Below are 17098 nucleotides of genomic sequence, written 5' to 3'. Positions count from 1 at the left end.
ATTCTGCTGGCGATCGCCGGTGAGCTGGTGGCGTTACTCGCTCCGAGCGAAGCAGTGAGCTGATGAAACCTGGACCGGCAACGCGCGGGCATGGCAGGACAGGCGATTACACCGATGCCGGGTTTGGCGTCGACGACTGCGTCCAGGTTGGCGCGGCGGCCAGGATCGTGGGTGGTGCCGCCCCTGCCGTCTTCGACCTCACCTGACTCGAATGGTCTGAATGCCGAGATCGGTTCGCACCACGGCGGTCCGATGATCGGCGAGAGCGAGCTGCCGCACGGGCGATCCCAGTCGCACCACCAGGTCGACGCTGTTGTTGCCGTACCAACAGAGCAGCCTGCCGTCCTCGGTTCCCGCGACCACCAGGGACAGGTCGTCCAGGGCCGCGACAGCGACGATCTCGACCCACGGTACCCCGTGGAACTCGACGGCCACGTTGTCGCGCGTCAGGATGTCGGGGTTGCCCAGCCGTTCGGCCTGCACGACGGCGCCTCGGGGGACCACGATCACCGGCTCGCCAAGGTGCCGGGCTGCGGTCGGAACACGCTGCGTGAACACGCGTTCGTGAGTGAAACGCGCGGTGTCCAGCGAGACCGAGTGGGCGACGACGAAGGTGCCGTAGACGACGTGTCGTCCGGCCGATCCGGGTATCTCGATCGCCCAGTCGGGCCGGATCACGAACGCATCGGCGTCCTCCAGCGCGGTGGGCGTTCGGTCCCAGCCATGATCGGTCGGCGTGAGCAGCCACAGCGACGCCAGGACGTCCGGTTGGGACCACGCGATCGCCAGCAGGCCGTCGCCGCACGGGGTCAGGCCGCATACCTCGGTGTGGTCGGGAAAGGCGACGTCGAACGATGATCCCGCGTCAGCGTCGGCAGGCCATAGCCGGACTCCGCCGCTCCCGCCGCTCCCGTCGGACGCGCCGTCGGCGTCGGTCCCATAGAACTCGCCGTGCGCGCCGACCCACAACCGCGATCCCGTTTGCCACGTGCCGATGCCGAGCGGTCGCAGCCCCGTGGTGTCCAGCTCGCGGACGTCCGGACCGCGCCACAGATGGGCGGTGCCGTCCTGGAGGAGAATGGCGATGGTGTTCTCGTCGACACACGCGAAGTCACTCGGGGTGGTGTGCAGGTCGCCGATTTCCGGCGGTGGCGGCAGGCGCCACTGACGAATGAGGCCGGCCCTGGCGGACTCGGCCGCGAGCATGACTTCGTCGTCGTCGATCCGGGCGAACGCCACGGCGGAGATCGGCTCGCTCTCCAGTTGCACCGGGCCTTCGGCCGGCTCGCCGTCGACCAAGCCGAACAGTTCGACCCGACCGCCTTCACAGCCGGCGGCGACGAGCACCCGGTCGCCAAGGACCGTGGTCACGGCGACCGAGTTCACCCCTCCGGAGAGCTGCGCGATCTTCTCGGCAGGCCACTCGTCGGCCGCAGCGGCCTCGAACGCACGTGCCCTCTCGGCGGCGGTCGTCGACAGCCGGAACTCCAGACTGTGGCGGCTGCCGTAGGTGGTTGTGATTGCCCCGATGCGTTCGGGGTTTCCGACGTCGGCGAACAGTTCCTTGCGTACCTCCGTGTTGACGTACCAGGCGAACGCGTAGGTGTACTCACCGGACTCCCGGGAGATGATTTCGGTGAACCCACCGTCGGGCGCGACGGACCGGATCGTGGCGAGACTGTCCGCGCCATCCAGCACCGGTGTCTCGTACTCGCCCGTGCCGAACCCACCCCGGGTCGTCAGCTGAGCCACCCCGTCGCTGAAACCCACAGCGAGTGCGATCGCATCCTCGACCACCAGGCATCCGATCGCGGTGGTCCACGGCGGAAAGACGGTTGGCGACTCCCACTGCCGGCCATCCCTGGCCGCGGTCCATGGCCGTCCTTCCCGGCGTTCGGCCACCACGTACGCTTCGGTGGACACCGGCCACATGATCACTCGGCCGTCGGTGCCGCCGGACACCACCGCGTCGGCGTAGGCGCCGGCAATCTTCAACACCGGCCCGTCATGCCCCTTCTCCGGGGCGCGCACCGACTCACCAGTCAGCGGGTCGACGGCTTCGACCACGCCGTCGTGGTAGCCGAGGACGACAGCGTCCAACCCGTTCGCCTGCACCACGCCGACCGCGGTGACAATCGATTCGGCCCTGGTCGGAACCGCTCCGGCGATCTCCTCGCGCCACGCGTCGACCAGCCACACCGTCATCGGGCTCGCCACCACGATCCAGTGCTCGTTGCCTCGGCTCACCAGGGCGAGCCGGGCGGTCGCCAGCCGGGCGGGCAGCTCCACAGAGCCAACCTCGGTTCTGGTGGCCAGGTCCCACAGCCGCAGCGTGTTGTCCCCGCCGATGGTCGCGACCACCGTGCCGTCGTCGTAATGCAGCACCAGCAGGTCGAAGACCCCACCCGCGTGCGCACCGACGACGAGATTGGGTATCCGGCGCAGCCGCCACGCCTTCACGGGTCGCCACGCGCGTTCGAGGGAAAGGGCCGCCAACGCGGACGCGAGTTCGTCGTCGCCGACATCCTGGGCAGCCAGCTCCAGATAGGACGCGCGGGCGCCGCTGTCGTGACCGGCGAGCAGCCATCTTGCCTGCTCGTAGGCGTCGACGTGCACACCCTGCTGTGCCATCGCGTGCAGCAGGGCGACCGGTTCGGCGACGACCAGGAAGGCCGGGGCGCCGACCAGCGACGGGAGGTCGCCGACAGCGGCGGCATGGGTGGCGAGATGGTCGCAGGCGTACTCGTCCGCAGTGAGCCAGTCCGCGCCGTGACGTGCGACGAAGAAGTCGGTGACGGCCTGGTGCGCTTCCTGCTCGGAAACCTCGTCGGCGGCCAGGAACTCGCGAAACGAGTCGTGGTACAGCCGGAAGCGTTCGCTACCGACGAGGAACTGGCTGGACTGCTCCAGCGCGCGGCGCACCGAGCTGACCGGCAGTCCGGTGATGCCCACGAGCTGATCTCGGGTCAGGCCGTCCCCTCGGGCAACGGTCAGAGCGGACAGCACCGGCAGTTGACAATCCCACCAGAAGTCCCGCGATCGTGCCAGGACAGTGCGGACCCATGAGCGGTACAGGTCGGTCAGCCCGGACGGCAGCGCGTGTTCGGTCGGCGCGCTGGTCAGGCGGTCGTCCTGCGCGACCAGGTAGTCCACCGCGAAGCGCGCGTACAAGAAGTTCCCGTTGGCCGCGGCGGTGACGTTGTCGACCCACAGCCTGCGCACCAGGTTGTCCACGGTCGACAACCGCTGGTCGACGTAGCGACGGACGTCCTCGTTTCCGTCGGGCGGATCGGCGATCAAATCCAGCGCGGGTGGCGGCAGGTCGCGCAGCACCCAGGGGTCGGGACGGCTGGTCACCACGAACCGCAGCGGCGCTGGCAGCTCGGCGGGATTGCTGGCCACCACGCCGATGAGCCGGGCGATGTTGTCGTCCGAGTCGTAGCTGTAGCCGCCGGACAGATCGTCCACCACGACGAGTACACGCCGCTGGAAACCATCGGCAACCACGGCTTCCAGCGGACGACGAACAAGCTGCGCGAACGCCTGCCGGGTCGGCACATCCCGGGGCAGGCCGATCGAGACGTTCGTGACTGACGCCCCCGCCTCCACCGTGCCCACCGTCTGGCTCGCGTCGATCGAAATCATCGCGGACGCGCCGACCGCGGCACCGGCGAGGGCGTCGGCGAAGCCCGGTATCACGGCGGCCAGCCCGCGGGACAGCGAACGCACGAATTCCAGCGGGTCGAGCGTTCGCTCGTTGCTCGAGTCGCAGAAATGGGTCAACGCCAGTGCCGCCGCGGCAAGGTGCGGGTGGTCGCCGCCGCGGATCACCAGTTGGCGTACGAACGAAGTCTTGCCACTACCGGGCGGACCGGTGATCAGGAAGATGCGCGCGTCCTGCTCCCGCAGCCAGGTCTCAAGCCGCGTGAGCACCCACGACCTCGGTACGAAACCCGGATCATCGACCATGGTCGTCGATGTCGACGCCGACAGCCTGACCGCCGGCCGCCACCCGCTTGACCTTCAGGTCGGCGCGCACGTCGTCCGGGAGGACACCACGCGCGCGCAGCGCGGCCACGTACCCTTCGACGACGTCGGCCTCGACACTCACGTCCACCCTGCTGCCGGTCCGTTCCCGCGTCTCACCCCGGAACGTGATCCGCTGCCCGTATGCGACTTCCAGCAGCCGACGCAGGGCATCGACCGACTCCAGGAGTTTCGGGTCGTTCGGGTCCGGCACGACGCCCTCGTCGGCGTACTCGATGAGGGACCGCCGCAGTTCCGAAAGTGTTTCCGCGTGCTGCGCGACAACCGTTTCGGGCACTTCGGCCTCGGCCAGCGGAGCGTCCAGCCCCTCCGGGGCGGCGGCCTGCAGCGTGATCTTGACCCGCTTCTCCCGCCACTGCTTGAGCAGTTCCCTGGCCTGGTCGTACAGGAACTTAATGCCTTCGGTCAGCGCGACGGCTCCCACCGCGCCCAGGGTCAGCGGATCGGCCACGGTACCCACCACCTCTCATGCTGCGCTATTTCCTGTCGGCGCGCGGGTGGGTTCTGTTACCGACCAGGGCCGGACGGCGACGCTGCGGGGACTGCTGGCCGAACTCGGCTCGAACTTCGTGACCTGCGGCGATGCCGACGACGACCTCTGGTTCGCGAACACCGACCCGTGGCTGCGGCCCTTCACCTCGATCGTGCCGTTGCAGAGGCTCACCGCCGAGCTCGCCCGCGTGCGGGGCACGGATGACACCCTCCACGGCAACGTCGAACCATGGTGGTCGGCCATGACCAAACTGGAGCTGTGACATGACCACGACCGAGTTCCCCACGACGGTACCCACCGAGCGATACCGGCCCCGTCGGATGGAACCGCTCGGCGTGGTCGAGCGGGCCAGCTGGACGATCAAGGTAGGTGACCAGTCCTCGCGGCGGCTCCTGGCGAGAATCAACGCGGTGACCGCGGCGGAGACGGTTACGAAGCTCACCCCGTAGGTGAGGGGACCAAGACGGAGGATCCCGTCCCGATCGCTTTCACGAAGCGGTTGCCAACCTCACGTAATCAACGGCCGACTGGGTATCGACAGCGCGAGACTGGCCTCCACGACCAAGCGCCGTATGAGAACCGCAGGTCACCCCAGGTCCCATCCTTTGCCATGCCGCGAATACTCGAGGCCGCAACCGCCGAACCTTCAGCAGGCGCCTACGAGCACGAGCCGCGGAGTTTCACGGAAGGCTCTCGTCCAAGCGGAGGAACCTTGACCTCGGGACCGCCCGCGGCGGGCGAAGCTGGTGTGTTCAGAGTTTCTTTACCTGTTTTTTTCAAGGCGACCCGTGCGGGTCCGTTCATCCGGCCCTCATCCTGTCGAACCGCCAGACGCGGCAAGGAGAAGAAGAACATGCCCTCGCTGGGCAGGCAGGCTCCGGGATGACCCCCAAGCAGCGGCTTGGCGGGGACGAGCGCGTCCGGCGAACCCGGCCGTGGACCTCCTGATGCGTCGGCCGACTACGACTTCTTCTACGTGAATGGGTTTGGCTGTCACTCCTCGCCGAGAAGCACGTTGTAGACCTGAGGTGCGTAGAATCTGCGCGCACCACCAGATCCAGTAGGCAGTGGGGCGATTACTTCCAACTGCACAAGCTGACTTACGAGGCTATTAGCTCGACCGTAGGATATCTTCAACTCTTTCTCGACCGCTCTAACGGTAAAAGATACGTTTGAAACGGAAAAGTCAACCAGGGCGTGTGCGGTATCCGCCCGGAGTGTCGATTTTCGTACACGTTCTTTCATTTCCGCCTGTATCTCGACAAGTGTAATCATGCGATCGTGCGTTCGTTGCGCCGACGCTCCCAGGCCCTTCGCGAAAAATTGCACATATGGGTCCCATGCCGCTTCTGTGCTAACCGCGAACAGGTGGTCATAGTACTCAGTGCGCCGTGCCTCGAACCACGGCGACACCGTCAGTGTCGGCTCGAGCAAGACCCCTTGCTCATGCAAATTTACGACAATCAACATCCGGCCAATTCTTCCGTTACCATCATGGAACGGATGCAGGGTCTCAAACTGGTAATGAGCGAGTGCGGCAGTGACAACCGGGTCGATCTCACGCCCCACCTCTTTGTTTGCCATCCAATCAAGAAGATCACGGAGGTTTGCCTGGAGATCCAGACCGGGCGGTGAAGGCACAAAGCGCGCCGCATGTACGGGCAGGGCTCCGGGTCCTGCACCCTTGCGCTGCCCTATCACGACCTGGTGGTCGCGTACCTTGCCCGAAGATTGACCCTCTCCTTTTGTCTTGTGGACGAGGATTCGTTGGAGTTCTTCCAGCATGTTCACCGTCAAGGGGTGACCCGACTCGATCCAGTCGAATGCCCTTTCGGCCATCAGAACATAGTTGAGAACCTCCTGCATATCAGTGCTTTGCGGCCGTTCTTCGTCGGCCGTAAGCACTTCTGCCAGAGGTGCGTAAGTGCCCTCCAGCGCCGAAGTACTTTGCGCCTCGGCTCTCAACGAAGGCCTGCGAAAAAGGCGTGGATTCGGCAATCGCCGTGCAGTGCTGTCGAGCGCGGCAAGGGCAGCGCGAGCGTCCGCCACTGCGCGATAGGTCGCTCCACTTAATATCGGCGACTCCGCTGGCAACGGATTCGGCACAAATGCCTTGTGAGACCACTCGCCACGCTGTGGGTCCGTGCCATGGATTGCGACGAGGTTGCCAGGGGCATGTTCGGTGAAGGCGTGAAGGTCCACGATGTCACTCTAGCGCAGCATGTCCTACATCGTTCGGTTGTCTATCATCGCTGCGTTGGGTGACACGATGAGGCCGTTTGTGCGAGATCCGCCTGTCCACGTGTCTCCTGGATGCGCACACGTGGCATCCGAGCATGTCTGTCATGTGCAATGCAGGCGCCATCCATGTCACACAACCGCCGGATCACGGACATGGTTGGCGAGGCATGTCCGCGCGCCCTGCGAGTCCGTCAATCTCGGGAACGCACACATGTGGCATCCGAGCATGTCTGTCATGTGCAATGCAGGCGCCATCCATGTCACACAACCGCCGGATCACGGACATGGATGACCGGGTATGTCGGCGGATGACGCAGGTCGACCGAGGCGCATCGCAGGATGCTGCAGCAGGCCGAGCGGACCCTACTGGCGGGGCAACCGGCAAAACGCAGTCCTGGCGTCTGACGCTTCCGTGGCCTATCGGCGTGACGGACCCGCAAGTCCGTCACGATCCGTACCGTTTCCGAGAGGTCCTGCCCTACCTCGTCCTCGATGATCAGGGCCGGGTCGACGTGCTGAACGTGACGTGGCGCGGATACTGTAGCGCCCATCCCGCCAAGCAGGGCGCTCGATCTCCTACGCTTTACCCTCGCCAATCAACGGCGGATGAAGACGTTCGAGAGCGACAGGTCACCATTTGCATTAGCGATCAGGTCGGCTCATGGCCGATGTCGGCGACCAACTGGCAACAACGGCAAGCGCCACGCCGTAAAGCGGGTGTCGCAGGTTCGATCCTGCCGGGGCACAATTTCGCTGGACGATCTTGAAATCTGGGCTTTCAGCTGCGGAAACACCGAGCTACTTGCGGTCAGGCGGTCCAGTCGGCGTGCGAGCTTTACGCTCCGTAGTACCTGTGGCGGGGCTTGGCCGTATGCCACTGCGCGCTCATGCGGCTACTGCTTTGGCAACAACCGGGTGCATTCTGTGCCTGTTTGAGCTGACTGCCGCTTTAAGCTGACGGTCGCGCAGGACATGTGTCTCGCTGCTGTCCCCGCGTCGCGTGTCGCCGTCGTGCAGCCCACCACCCGCAACCGGGTCGACCTCGGCGTGTGATGGTCGATGTGACGCTGGGGGTCGCTTGGTGGTCGACCGGCACTTCCAGGGTGATCCGGTCGCGTGGGATACCGCCGCCTTCAGTGCCGCGAAGTCTAGCTCACAGTTCGGCCGGCCCGTGATCGTGTACGGCCCAAGTATCATCGTGCCACAATTATGCCCGAAAATCTTTACCGTAATGTCGAATTTCCGGGTGTAGCGCCCTCGGGAATAATTTCGTCAAGTTTCACCACCGACCTCTGGACGCCGCCGGGACCCTGCTGTGCGGCCGCGGTTTCGGCTACCAAGGCGTCGGCAAGCAGCGAGCACTGGGCAGAGTAAGCGCAGAAGGTTGCCGGGAGTCCTACCGCCGACGGAATCCAATTGACTCGATCCGCAGCGTACTCGACCATGGTCGCCCGGCCCTCTTATGCGTCGTCCCCTCGGTGCTGAGGCATGACGGCGATCTTTGGCGCCGTTACCAACGCCAGATCGCTACCACCAGTCAACGTCTACCTGAAGGACGCCGGTGCCGCCGACGACCAGACCGGCGCAGACGGCACCAGAACAGCGCGAGTGTGGGAATGCGGGAGCGGTGACCCCCACTGGTGTCGGGCTTGCGCGGAGGACGGCGAACACGGTGGTTTTTCCGATCTCCGGGTGCCCATGCGGAAGCGCGTGGTCCAACAGATCGCTTTGGTGCGAGGCGTGCCTTCCCGGGATCCGGAACACGCGCGGGGGTGCGGATTGGTCTGGTCGAGGACCCGCTCGCGCACGAGCACGCCGCACGTGCGGATGGGTGACCGTGGTTGCGTGCCCGATCATCGGCCGGTAGCCTTGGGGCGTCTTCCGCTTGCGGGCTCAGGACGATCGTCCCCCACAAGCATTCGTGAGTTCCCTGTTCTGCTCAGCTGAACGTGGCTTCGCTGAACGCCTTTTCCAGCGCGAACGGGGCCTCTCTCGGCGGTGTGTGCCGGAGTGTTCCGGCCGGTTACCGCATCCCCACTGATCAACCAGACTAGGAAGAATCCACTATGTACAGCAACGATACCCCGCACGAACCGCACCAGAACGATTCTCAGCTGCCTGTCGCCGGGGTCTTCGACACCCTGGACAACCGATCGTTCGTCCGTGTCAACGGCTACCTGGCTATGCCACACGATGTCTACGTCCCGCCAGCGCTGGTCCGCACGCACGGGCTGCGCCGCGGCGACACCATCACTGGTAGAGCGCACCCGGCCGGCAACGGTCACAAGCGCCCGTCCCTGGCCCAGGTCGACACGATCAACGGGCAACACCCTCAACGAGCGGCCGCCCGGCCGGCGTTCTCCGAGTTGGTCCCCGTCTACCCGCGCGAGCGCCTGCGGCTGGAGACCGAACCGCACGCCCTGACTACTCGCGTGATCGATCTGCTCATGCCGGTCGGCAAGGGTCAGCGAGCCTTGATCGTGGCGCCACCGAAGGCCGGCAAGACCTCGGTGCTGCACGCGGTCGCGCAAGGGATCAGCAAGAACCACCCGGAATGCCACCTCATGCTCGTGCTCGTCGGCGAGCGCCCGGAAGAGGTCACCGACTTCGCCCGCGCCGTGCCCGGCGAGGTCATCGCCGCCACCTTCGACCATCCACCCGGCGAGCACACCGCGCTGGCCGAACTGGCCATCGAACGTGCCAAGCGCTTGGTGGAGATGGGCCGCGACGTGGTGGTACTGCTGGATTCGCTGACGCGGCTGGGTCGCGCCTACAACCTGGCCGCGCCCGCCTCCGGACGCATCCTGTCCGGCGGTATCGATTCCACCGCCCTCATACCGCCCAAACGTTTCCTCGGCGCCGCCCGGGCGATCGAGAACGGCGGCTCCCTGACCATCTTCGCCACCACACTGGTGGACACTGGTTCGGCCGGTGACACACTGATCTTCGAGGAATACAAGGGAACCAGCAACGCCGAACTCACGCTGGACCGCACGATCGCGACCAAACGTGTCTACCCCGCGGTCGACGTGAGCAGAACCAGTACCCGCAAGGAGGAGCTGTTGTGCTCACCCGCGGAACTGGCGGCCACCCGTGCGCTACGCCGCGCCCTGCACCGCCGCGAGTCCCACCAAGCCATCGACATGCTCCTCGACGGACTGCGCACCACTCCGACGAATGTCGAGTTCCTCACCCAGATCATCAACACCACGTCACGCGACGGCGGCAATTCCGGCGCCGCTGGCCGGTAATCCCGGCAAGCATCCGCTACGCGACAGAAGAGGGCGTGTTCGCCGGGCAGTAAAAGGGAGCGACCGGCCCGTGCGACCATCGTACTGTGCACCCGCCCGACGATCCTTATCCCGACGCACTCGCCCGAATCATCCAGGCCCGCATCCGCGGCGACGAAGCCACAGCGCTTGCCTCCGTGACCCAGATCCGCTTCATTCCACAGGAAAAGAAAAAGCAACGATGGCCCGCGATCTCCGTCATCGCGAGGGTCTACGCTCGCGACCACTACCAGTGCCGGTACTGCGGTGAGCGGGTCATCCTGACCGCGGTGATGCGCCTGGTATCCAGACTGTATCCCGAACAGTTTCCCTACCATCCGAACTGGAAAGCGGACTCAACCCACCCCGCCTTCGTTTCCCGGTCAGCGACGCTCGATCACGTCCACCCCATCGCAGGCGGAGGCGATCCCACGGCACTGGACAACCTCGTCACCGCGTGTTGGAACTGCAACCGGCGCAAAGGAGACCTCGATCTCACCGAGCTCAACTGGCCCCTGGTCGAACCCCGCGGCAAGAACTGGAAAGGCCTGACCGACCTGTTCCGCCCGCTCTGGGAGGCATCCGGCCGACCAAAGCTGAGCGCCGACGACTCCGCCTGGATGAACGCGGTCAAGAACTCGAGCCCGACCTGCACAAACAACACCACATCCGAACGTGAGCACCACCCCTGAATGTGACCGTGATCGTCGGCGGTTACGGCGTCAACGTGCGCGGGCCTTCACCCGCTTCGGTGGGCCGTTCCCGGTTTCCAGCTTCATGGTTCTGGTGCGAGGGCGAGTTTGGCGTGGACAGTTTTCGCGTCAGGATGGTTGAGGCCGGTCAGGATGGTCAACGCCCGTTGCCAGAAGTCGCGGGCCGTGGTGAAGTTGCCGGCGGCGTGGTGGGTGTCGCCGAGGTGGGTGAGGGCGTCGGCTTCGTGGTAGTGGTCGCCGAGGACCCGGAAAAGGGCGAGGGCGCGCTGGTAGCAGGTGCTGGCGCGGGTGTGGTGGCCGAGGTGGTGATGGGCGCTGCCGAGGCTGTCCCAGGCTTTGGCCTGCCCGATGCGGTCGTCGAGTTCCTGGTGCAGGGTGAGGGACTGCCGACAGGCGGTGAGAGCCTGCTGATGATCGCCAAGCAGGACGTGGCACCAGCCGGTCCTGTTCACGGCCCGTGCGTGACCCCACCGATGGCCGGCGGCTTGGAACAGGCCCAAGGCCTGTCGGGCATGGTGCAGGGCCTCGGTATGCCGGCCCTGCCGCTCGCGCACCAGGCTGAGGTTGAAGTGGGTGTGTGCCTCCAATGCCGGGTCGCCGGCCTTTGTGCTCAGGTCGAGGGCGTGCCGCAAGTTGGTGTGCGCGTCGTCGATACGGTCCAGATACCGGGTGTGGACGCCGGCGAGAGTCAGATGGGCGCGGGCCTGTGCTGCCGGGTCGGCCAGCTGCCGGGCGGCGGTTACCGCGGCGCTCCCCGCCGCCGCCAGGTCGTGCCAATGCCCCTGGCGTTCGAGGAAAGTCCACAGGATCCAGGCCAGTTGCCAGTTGTGGGTGTCGAAGCCGGTGGCGGCGGCGTGGTCGAAGGTGGCCAGTAGCCCGCGGCGTTCGGTGGTGAACCAGGCCAGGGCTTGTCGCTGGTCGGCGGGGTGGTCGACAGTGACGCCGGGTTGGGGGAGAGCGAGGGTGATCGGGTCCCGGGCCCGGCTCAGCAGCAGGTCGGCGGTGTGGGCCGTGTGCAGGTAATGGTCGAGCAGGCGGTGGGTGGCCGCACGGCGCCGCTCGTCGGGATCGACGTGATGGGCCAACTCGGTGGCGTAGGTGCGGAGCAGGTCGTGGAGGGCGTACCGGCCGGGGGTGTGTTCGACGATGAGGTTGGCTTGGGTGAGTTCGGTCAGCAGCGCACTCACCCGCGCTACCGGCAGGGCGGCAAGGCTGGCCGCGGCCGTAACGGAGGTGTCGGGGCCAGGGTGCAGGCCAAGCAGCCGAAACAGCCGCGCCGCTTGGGCGGACAGCGCGTGGTAGGACCAGGAGAACACGCTGCGGATGTCGGTGACGGGGTCGCTGGTCGACAGGGAGTCCAAGCGGCTGGCCGTATCGCTGAGTTCGTCGGCCAGGGTGCGCAGGGGCAGTTGTGGGTGGGTGGCGGCTCGGGCGGCGACGATGACCAAGGCCAAGGGAAGCCGGCCGCACGCGGTGGTGATCGACTGGGCCGGTTCCGGTTCGGCGGCGACCCGCTCAGCGCCGAGGCGGCGGGTGAGCAGGTCACCGGCCTCGTCGGCGGCGAGTGCGTCGAGGGAGATCGGGCGGGCGCCTTCGGCTGCGACGAGGCCGGTGAGCTGGGTGCGGCTGGTCACCAGGACCAGACAGCCAGCGGCGCCGGGCAGCAGGGGGCGGACCTGGTCCACGTCGCGGGCATTGTCCAGCACGATCAGCATGCGTTTGCTGACCAGCAGGCTGCGGTACAGCGCCGCCTGCGCGTCGAGACCGGTTGGGATCCGCTGGGGCGGGACGTCGAGGGCGTCGAGGAAGGCTCGGATCGCTTCCGTGGCGGGCATCGGCGTGCCGGTCGGGGCGAATCCGCGCAGGTTGACGTAAAGCTGCCCGTCGTCGAACTGGTCGGCGACCCGCTGGGCCCAGTGCACCGCCAGAGCGGTCTTGCCGACTCCGGCGGCGCCGTGGATCATGCTGATCACCATTTCGGTGAGCTGCCGCGCGCGTTCGGCGCTGGCGTCCAGGGCTTCGAGGTGCGCCTCCCTGCCGACGAACCCATGCACCGCCAAGGGTAGCTGCGCCGGCACTGTTCGTGGCGCATTCGGCACCGGGTGAGGTAGCGAGTCCGTGTGGCCGGGTGCCGCGGCGACGCAGAAGCGTTCCCGGTTGGCTCCGGTCAGGCCAAGTGCGTCGGCCAACTGCCGCACCGTGGAAGGCCGTGGCACCGCATGGCCGTGCTCGATGTTACGCACTGTCTTGACGTCGAGTTTGGCGCGGCGGGCGAGGTCCTCCTGAGACAGCCCGGACTGATGGCGATGCGTGCGCAGACTTTTCCCAAACAATGACAAGCGCCCCCCGCTTCAGACCTTCGTTCGGCTCCACCTCGATGGCTCCAGCGTCGCTGCGGGCTACCGACCGGGTGTGCCATTTCCCGGCCAGTTACCGGCCAACGCCCTGGGCACGGCGACCGATCTGCGTGATCGTGGACGTGCAAGCACAGGATGCCGCGAAGGGGAACCAGTGGGTAACCGCCGGCTGGACGCCGCATCCGTCCACGGACGGTCGAGCCCAGGACGACCAAACGGCGGTGTTTCCGCGCCTTCCGCGTCCTCGGGGCGGCAGTGTGAGCAACAGGTAAACCGAATTCGCCTTATCCAAAGGAGATTCATGATGCGTAACTCGTTGGTCGTCCGGGCGGGGCTTTCCGCCGCTGCGCTGGCTGCCCTCACCGGTGCGATGGTGGTCACAGCCGCCGAGCCGGCAAGTGCCGCACCGGGCTGCATTGTCGCCGCGACGACAATTCGGGACAACTTCGGGGTGTTTGATGTCGCCGCACACCACAACGCCGCCGATGGACTGATCTCGCACAACGACATGGTGGCGGTGGCGGGCGGGAACTACCCTGCAAACCTCCGGTCCGCCGCAGCGGTTTTCGCGAACAACAAGCACCTGTTCGACGAACTCGACACGGCAGCTCATGGCGGCGGTACCGACAACCGCATTTCCCACAATGATGTCGTGGCCTTTATCGCTCGCGGCACCTGTAGCTGACAGCGGGTGACCGCCGCCTGGCCCGTGCGGCCCACCGTAGCTGGAGGCAAGATCGGATCTTGAGTGGTGCGGTGCCCGGCAGGCGAGAGGTGAGAACGACCCGACGGTGCCTTGGGTGCCCGACACCCTCGTTATCTCCGAGTCCTCCGGTCTGTGGCATGAGCAGGCTCGTCGGGTCGTTCCCCTCGCTGAACCCAACTGGCGGGGATTCCCACATCGCACAGTATCCGCGAAATCTTTCCATGGAGCGGAGCCGGCAACCGGTCGGCTGTCCTCGGCACCTTGGACACCGCCATGATCACCATGAATGGCCAGAGCCGCGCCAGGTCCTGACCCGAGCCGTTGTCTGGCTGACCACCTTCACTCCTCCCTATCCGCCAGTGCCGTCGCGCTCGCGAAGCGCCCGGTGCTGCAACACCTTTACTGGAGCCAGATGCCGGGAACAGCGGGTCACGCGGGTGGTGTGAGCGGCTCGAGCAGGGCGACGGACTCGTCGTTTCCGTGATAGCGCGCGGCGCCAAGGGCAGTGGCGTGGAAAGACGGCTCGGTGACCCGGAGATCCTGGCCCCTGGTGAACAGGAATTCGGGCACCTGGTGGCGGTCGTGGGCGGCCGCCCAAATCAGCGCGTACTCGACGACCAGTTCCGGCACCAACTCCGGAGCGTGGGCGCCGATCCGTTCCAGGCGTGCGACATTGGTGGGCAAGCCGCCGTCCGCGTCGAAATATCCCGGACCTCGTCGAAGATCACCCAACGCTGCCGCGAAGCGGAGGTTGTCAACCCGGGCACGGCATCGGGCGAGTGACCGGAACCTCGGTCCCATCGACCCTCGGGGTCAGGAAACCCGACGTCGGCGCCACCAGAGACTACCACCGGAAGTACCACCAGCGAGCCGGTCAGCACGTCGGCAGGAGGCGGGCGCATCGCGCCGATCGACATGGTCGGTCGGCCTACCGGGCCGATGGGCCTTCTGCTACAAAGAGTGTGCGGTCGTGTGCTCGACTGTGACCGATGCATCGGGGGCCGCGCACACGGGCCGTGAAACCGGCGCGAGGGGGAGGCGGTATGACGCTGCGTGCTGTGCTCGCCGACGACTCGGTACTGATCCGTGGCGGAATCGCACGCGTACTGCAGGACGAGGGCGTCCAGATCGTTGGTGAGGTCGGCGACGCGACGGCTTTGTTGCGGACTGTCGGCGAGTACCAGCCCGACATCGCGGTGGTCGATATTCGGATGCCGCCGTCGAAAACGGTTGACGGGATCGAGGCGGCGATGAAGATCCGGGCGGAGTATTCGCACACCGCGGTGCTGCTGCTGTCGCAGTACGTGGAAACCGTCGCCGCGATGAAACTGCTGGCGGGTGGGGCGGACGGCGTAGGTTATTTGCTCAAGGACCGGGTCTCCGACGTCGACTTCATCTCGGCGGTGAACAGTGTGGCGACCGGTGGCACCGCCATCGACCCGATTCTGGTTACCCGCATGATGGACAGGCCGCACCGCGGGCGGCAACTGCTGGACTACCTCACCGATCGCGAGCGGGAGGTGTTGTCCTTGATGGCCGAAGGCAAATCCAACCAGGCGATCGGAGCCACCCTTTTCCTCGGCCGACGGACCGTGGAGTCACACGTCTCGGCGATCTTCGACAAGCTTGAGCTGCGGCCTGAGCCGGATGATCATCGTCGTGTTCTGGCGGTACTGACCTATTTGAAGGCGACCGGGTCCTGAGGGGTGTCCGGCTCGGCGCAAGGCAGGGTGGCCGCGATTGAGGTACCCCCGCCATGCGGGCTGTCGACGGTGAACGTTCCGCCGAGCGTGGTCGCGCGATCGGACAACCCGCTCAACCCACCACCGGGCACGAACGCCGCACCACCACATCCGTCGTCTAGCACAGCCAGTCGAAGCGTCGCATCGGCGAGTCGCAAGCGGATTCGCACGTGGCTGGCCTGAGCGTGCTTGCAGGCGTTGGTCACCGCTTCGGCCGCGATGAAATAGGCGGCCAGTTCTATGCGGGTAGGGAGTCTCGTCGTTGTGGTGTCGATGATCTCGACGGGCAGCGGGGTTCGCTCGGCAAGCGAGGTCAGCGCGCCGGCGAGACCGCCATCCGCCAGGGCCGCCGGGTACACGCCCGCGGCCAGGTTGCGCAACTCGGTCAGCGCGGCCTTGAGTTCGGCCGCGCCGCGCGCAATCAGGTCACGCACCTGCGGGTCCTCGGTTGCCTGCCGTGCGCGACGCAGGTGAATCGCTGAAGCGACGAGGTGCTGCTGTGCTCCGTCGTGCAGGTCGCGCACGATTCGTCGTCGTTGGACGTCGCCCGCGACAACAATCCGTTTCCTCGAACGCTGCGCTTCGCTCAACCGCGCCCGGAGTTCAGAACGCAGCCGCTCATGTTCCAGTGCGAGTGTGGTCGCGCTGCGCACCGCGGCGAGCAACTCGGGATGGGCGGACAGCGACTCGTCGTAGATGACCGCGCCGAAAGGAACGCCGTTGCGCCCCAAGGTGGTCACCCCCCGCGAAGCCGGCACCTGCGAAAGGCATCGTCGGCGGCCGTCCTCGTCGAAATAGCATCCGTCTTTGTTCGAATACGTCCAGAGTACCAGGCTGGGGTCACGCAAAGCACGGCGAAGCGCGTTGCCAAAACCTTCGGAGATCGGCGCTGCGCCGATCTCGATCACTGTGGAGCTGATCGCCGCGCGCGTGAAATGATTGCGGCTCACGGCGAAGGCAACGACAAGCGGGAGCAGAGCCATTGTTGGACTGCGCAAATTCAACAGCCAACCAATCCACGGCCCGGTGAGGGGGGTGTTCGCGGCGATGAGAAGGCCTGCGGTGAAAACCGCGAACCCGATCAGGCCGCCGACGGCGACCGGAGTGAACTCCGCGCTGTAGGCCCGCGTGCCCGAGCGCCAACGAGACACCAGGGCCCCGACCAACACCACGGCCAAGGCGAAGGCCGCCACCCCGACCGCGAACTGCACAGTGACAGCGATCGTCGGAGCGTCCCGGACCAGCAACAGGTTGTGCGAGGGCGAGGCATGGACGGCACGAGCCGATCGAGGGTCGAAGAACAGCCACTCGCCGGCGACCCCAGCGGTCGCCAGAAACCAGCACCCGCCCACATACCAGCGTTCCCACCGCCTGCGAAGCTGACCCGTCGGATAGCCGAGACCGATCTGTATCAACAGCGGTATCGGCGTATAGGTCAGAACCACGCCCACGGTGAACAACATCGGATCAGCCGAGCGTCGAAGCCCTGACGCGAGCCAGAGCAGCCCGGCGAGCAGGACCAGTCGCCCT

The 17098-nt window shown here is 66.2% G+C and carries 12 protein-coding genes; 6 read left to right on the top strand and 6 right to left on the bottom strand.

From position 1 onward, the window contains the following. Window positions 1-198: 198 nt before the first annotated feature. Complete coding sequence (locus VJT49_RS28370) at window positions 199-3933, bottom strand: hypothetical protein (RefSeq protein WP_324168002.1); 3735 nt, start codon at window positions 3931-3933, stop codon at window positions 199-201. Between the two features lie 25 nt (window positions 3934-3958). Then, window positions 3959-4498: a hypothetical protein gene (locus tag VJT49_RS28365; RefSeq protein WP_324168001.1), complete on the bottom strand. Its 540-nt coding sequence runs from the start codon at window positions 4496-4498 to the stop codon at window positions 3959-3961. Window positions 4499-4544: 46 nt separating this feature from the next. On the opposite strand from VJT49_RS28365, the gene VJT49_RS28360 reads away from it, so the two are divergent. Together VJT49_RS28360 and VJT49_RS28355 are read left to right on the top strand one after the other, a co-directional pair. Continuing rightward, window positions 4545-4802: a hypothetical protein gene (locus tag VJT49_RS28360; protein ID WP_324168000.1), complete on the top strand. Its 258-nt coding sequence runs from the start codon at window positions 4545-4547 to the stop codon at window positions 4800-4802. Between the two features lies 1 nt (window position 4803). Then, window positions 4804-4989, top strand: a complete 186-nt coding sequence (locus VJT49_RS28355) for a hypothetical protein (protein ID WP_324167999.1) — start codon at window positions 4804-4806, stop codon at window positions 4987-4989. 544 nt (window positions 4990-5533) lie between these two features. Here the strand turns inward: VJT49_RS28355 and VJT49_RS28350 are convergent. Beyond that, window positions 5534-6742, bottom strand: a complete 1209-nt coding sequence (locus tag VJT49_RS28350; RefSeq protein ID WP_324167998.1) for a Fic family protein — start codon at window positions 6740-6742, stop codon at window positions 5534-5536. A 2105-nt stretch (window positions 6743-8847) separates the two neighbouring features. Here VJT49_RS28350 and VJT49_RS28345 point away from each other — a divergent pair. Further along, window positions 8848-10032 carry a transcription termination factor Rho, short form gene (locus tag VJT49_RS28345; protein ID WP_324167997.1) on the top strand — a complete coding sequence of 395 codons (1185 nt, stop codon included), beginning with the start codon at window positions 8848-8850 and terminating at the stop codon, window positions 10030-10032. A gap of 86 nt (window positions 10033-10118) precedes the next feature. Next, a complete protein-coding gene (locus VJT49_RS28340) occupies window positions 10119-10742 on the top strand; it encodes an HNH endonuclease (RefSeq protein ID WP_324167996.1) in 624 nt (207 codons plus the stop codon). 83 nt (window positions 10743-10825) lie between these two features. On the opposite strand, the gene VJT49_RS28335 is transcribed toward VJT49_RS28340, so the two are convergent. Next, window positions 10826-13096 carry an ATP-binding protein gene (locus VJT49_RS28335; protein WP_324167995.1) on the bottom strand — a complete coding sequence of 757 codons (2271 nt, stop codon included), beginning with the start codon at window positions 13094-13096 and terminating at the stop codon, window positions 10826-10828. Between the two features lie 325 nt (window positions 13097-13421). Here VJT49_RS28335 and VJT49_RS28330 point away from each other — a divergent pair, with 325 nt between their 5' ends. Then, entirely contained in the window at window positions 13422-13805 is a 384-nt protein-coding gene (locus tag VJT49_RS28330) for a hypothetical protein (RefSeq protein WP_324167994.1), read from the top strand. A 450-nt stretch (window positions 13806-14255) separates the two neighbouring features. On the opposite strand, the gene VJT49_RS28325 is transcribed toward VJT49_RS28330, so the two are convergent. After that, a complete protein-coding gene (locus VJT49_RS28325) occupies window positions 14256-14510 on the bottom strand; it encodes a hypothetical protein (protein WP_324167993.1) in 255 nt (84 codons plus the stop codon). Window positions 14511-14869: 359 nt separating this feature from the next. Between VJT49_RS28325 and VJT49_RS28320 the strand changes: the two genes are divergently transcribed. Further along, window positions 14870-15529, top strand: a complete 660-nt coding sequence (locus tag VJT49_RS28320; RefSeq protein ID WP_414636106.1) for a response regulator transcription factor — start codon at window positions 14870-14872, stop codon at window positions 15527-15529. Here VJT49_RS28320 and VJT49_RS28315 read toward each other — a convergent pair. Continuing rightward, window positions 15505-17031, bottom strand: a complete 1527-nt coding sequence (locus VJT49_RS28315) for a sensor histidine kinase (protein ID WP_324167992.1) — start codon at window positions 17029-17031, stop codon at window positions 15505-15507. The two genes, VJT49_RS28320 and VJT49_RS28315, sit on opposite strands and share 25 nt — an antisense overlap. Between the last annotated feature and the right edge of the window lie 67 nt (window positions 17032-17098).

It is taken from the genome of Amycolatopsis sp., from assembly GCF_035276945.1.
Lineage (GTDB): Bacteria > Actinomycetota > Actinomycetes > Mycobacteriales > Pseudonocardiaceae > Amycolatopsis_E.
Note: the sequence above shows the minus strand (reverse complement) of the source record. Positions and strands in the feature narration are given on the sequence as shown.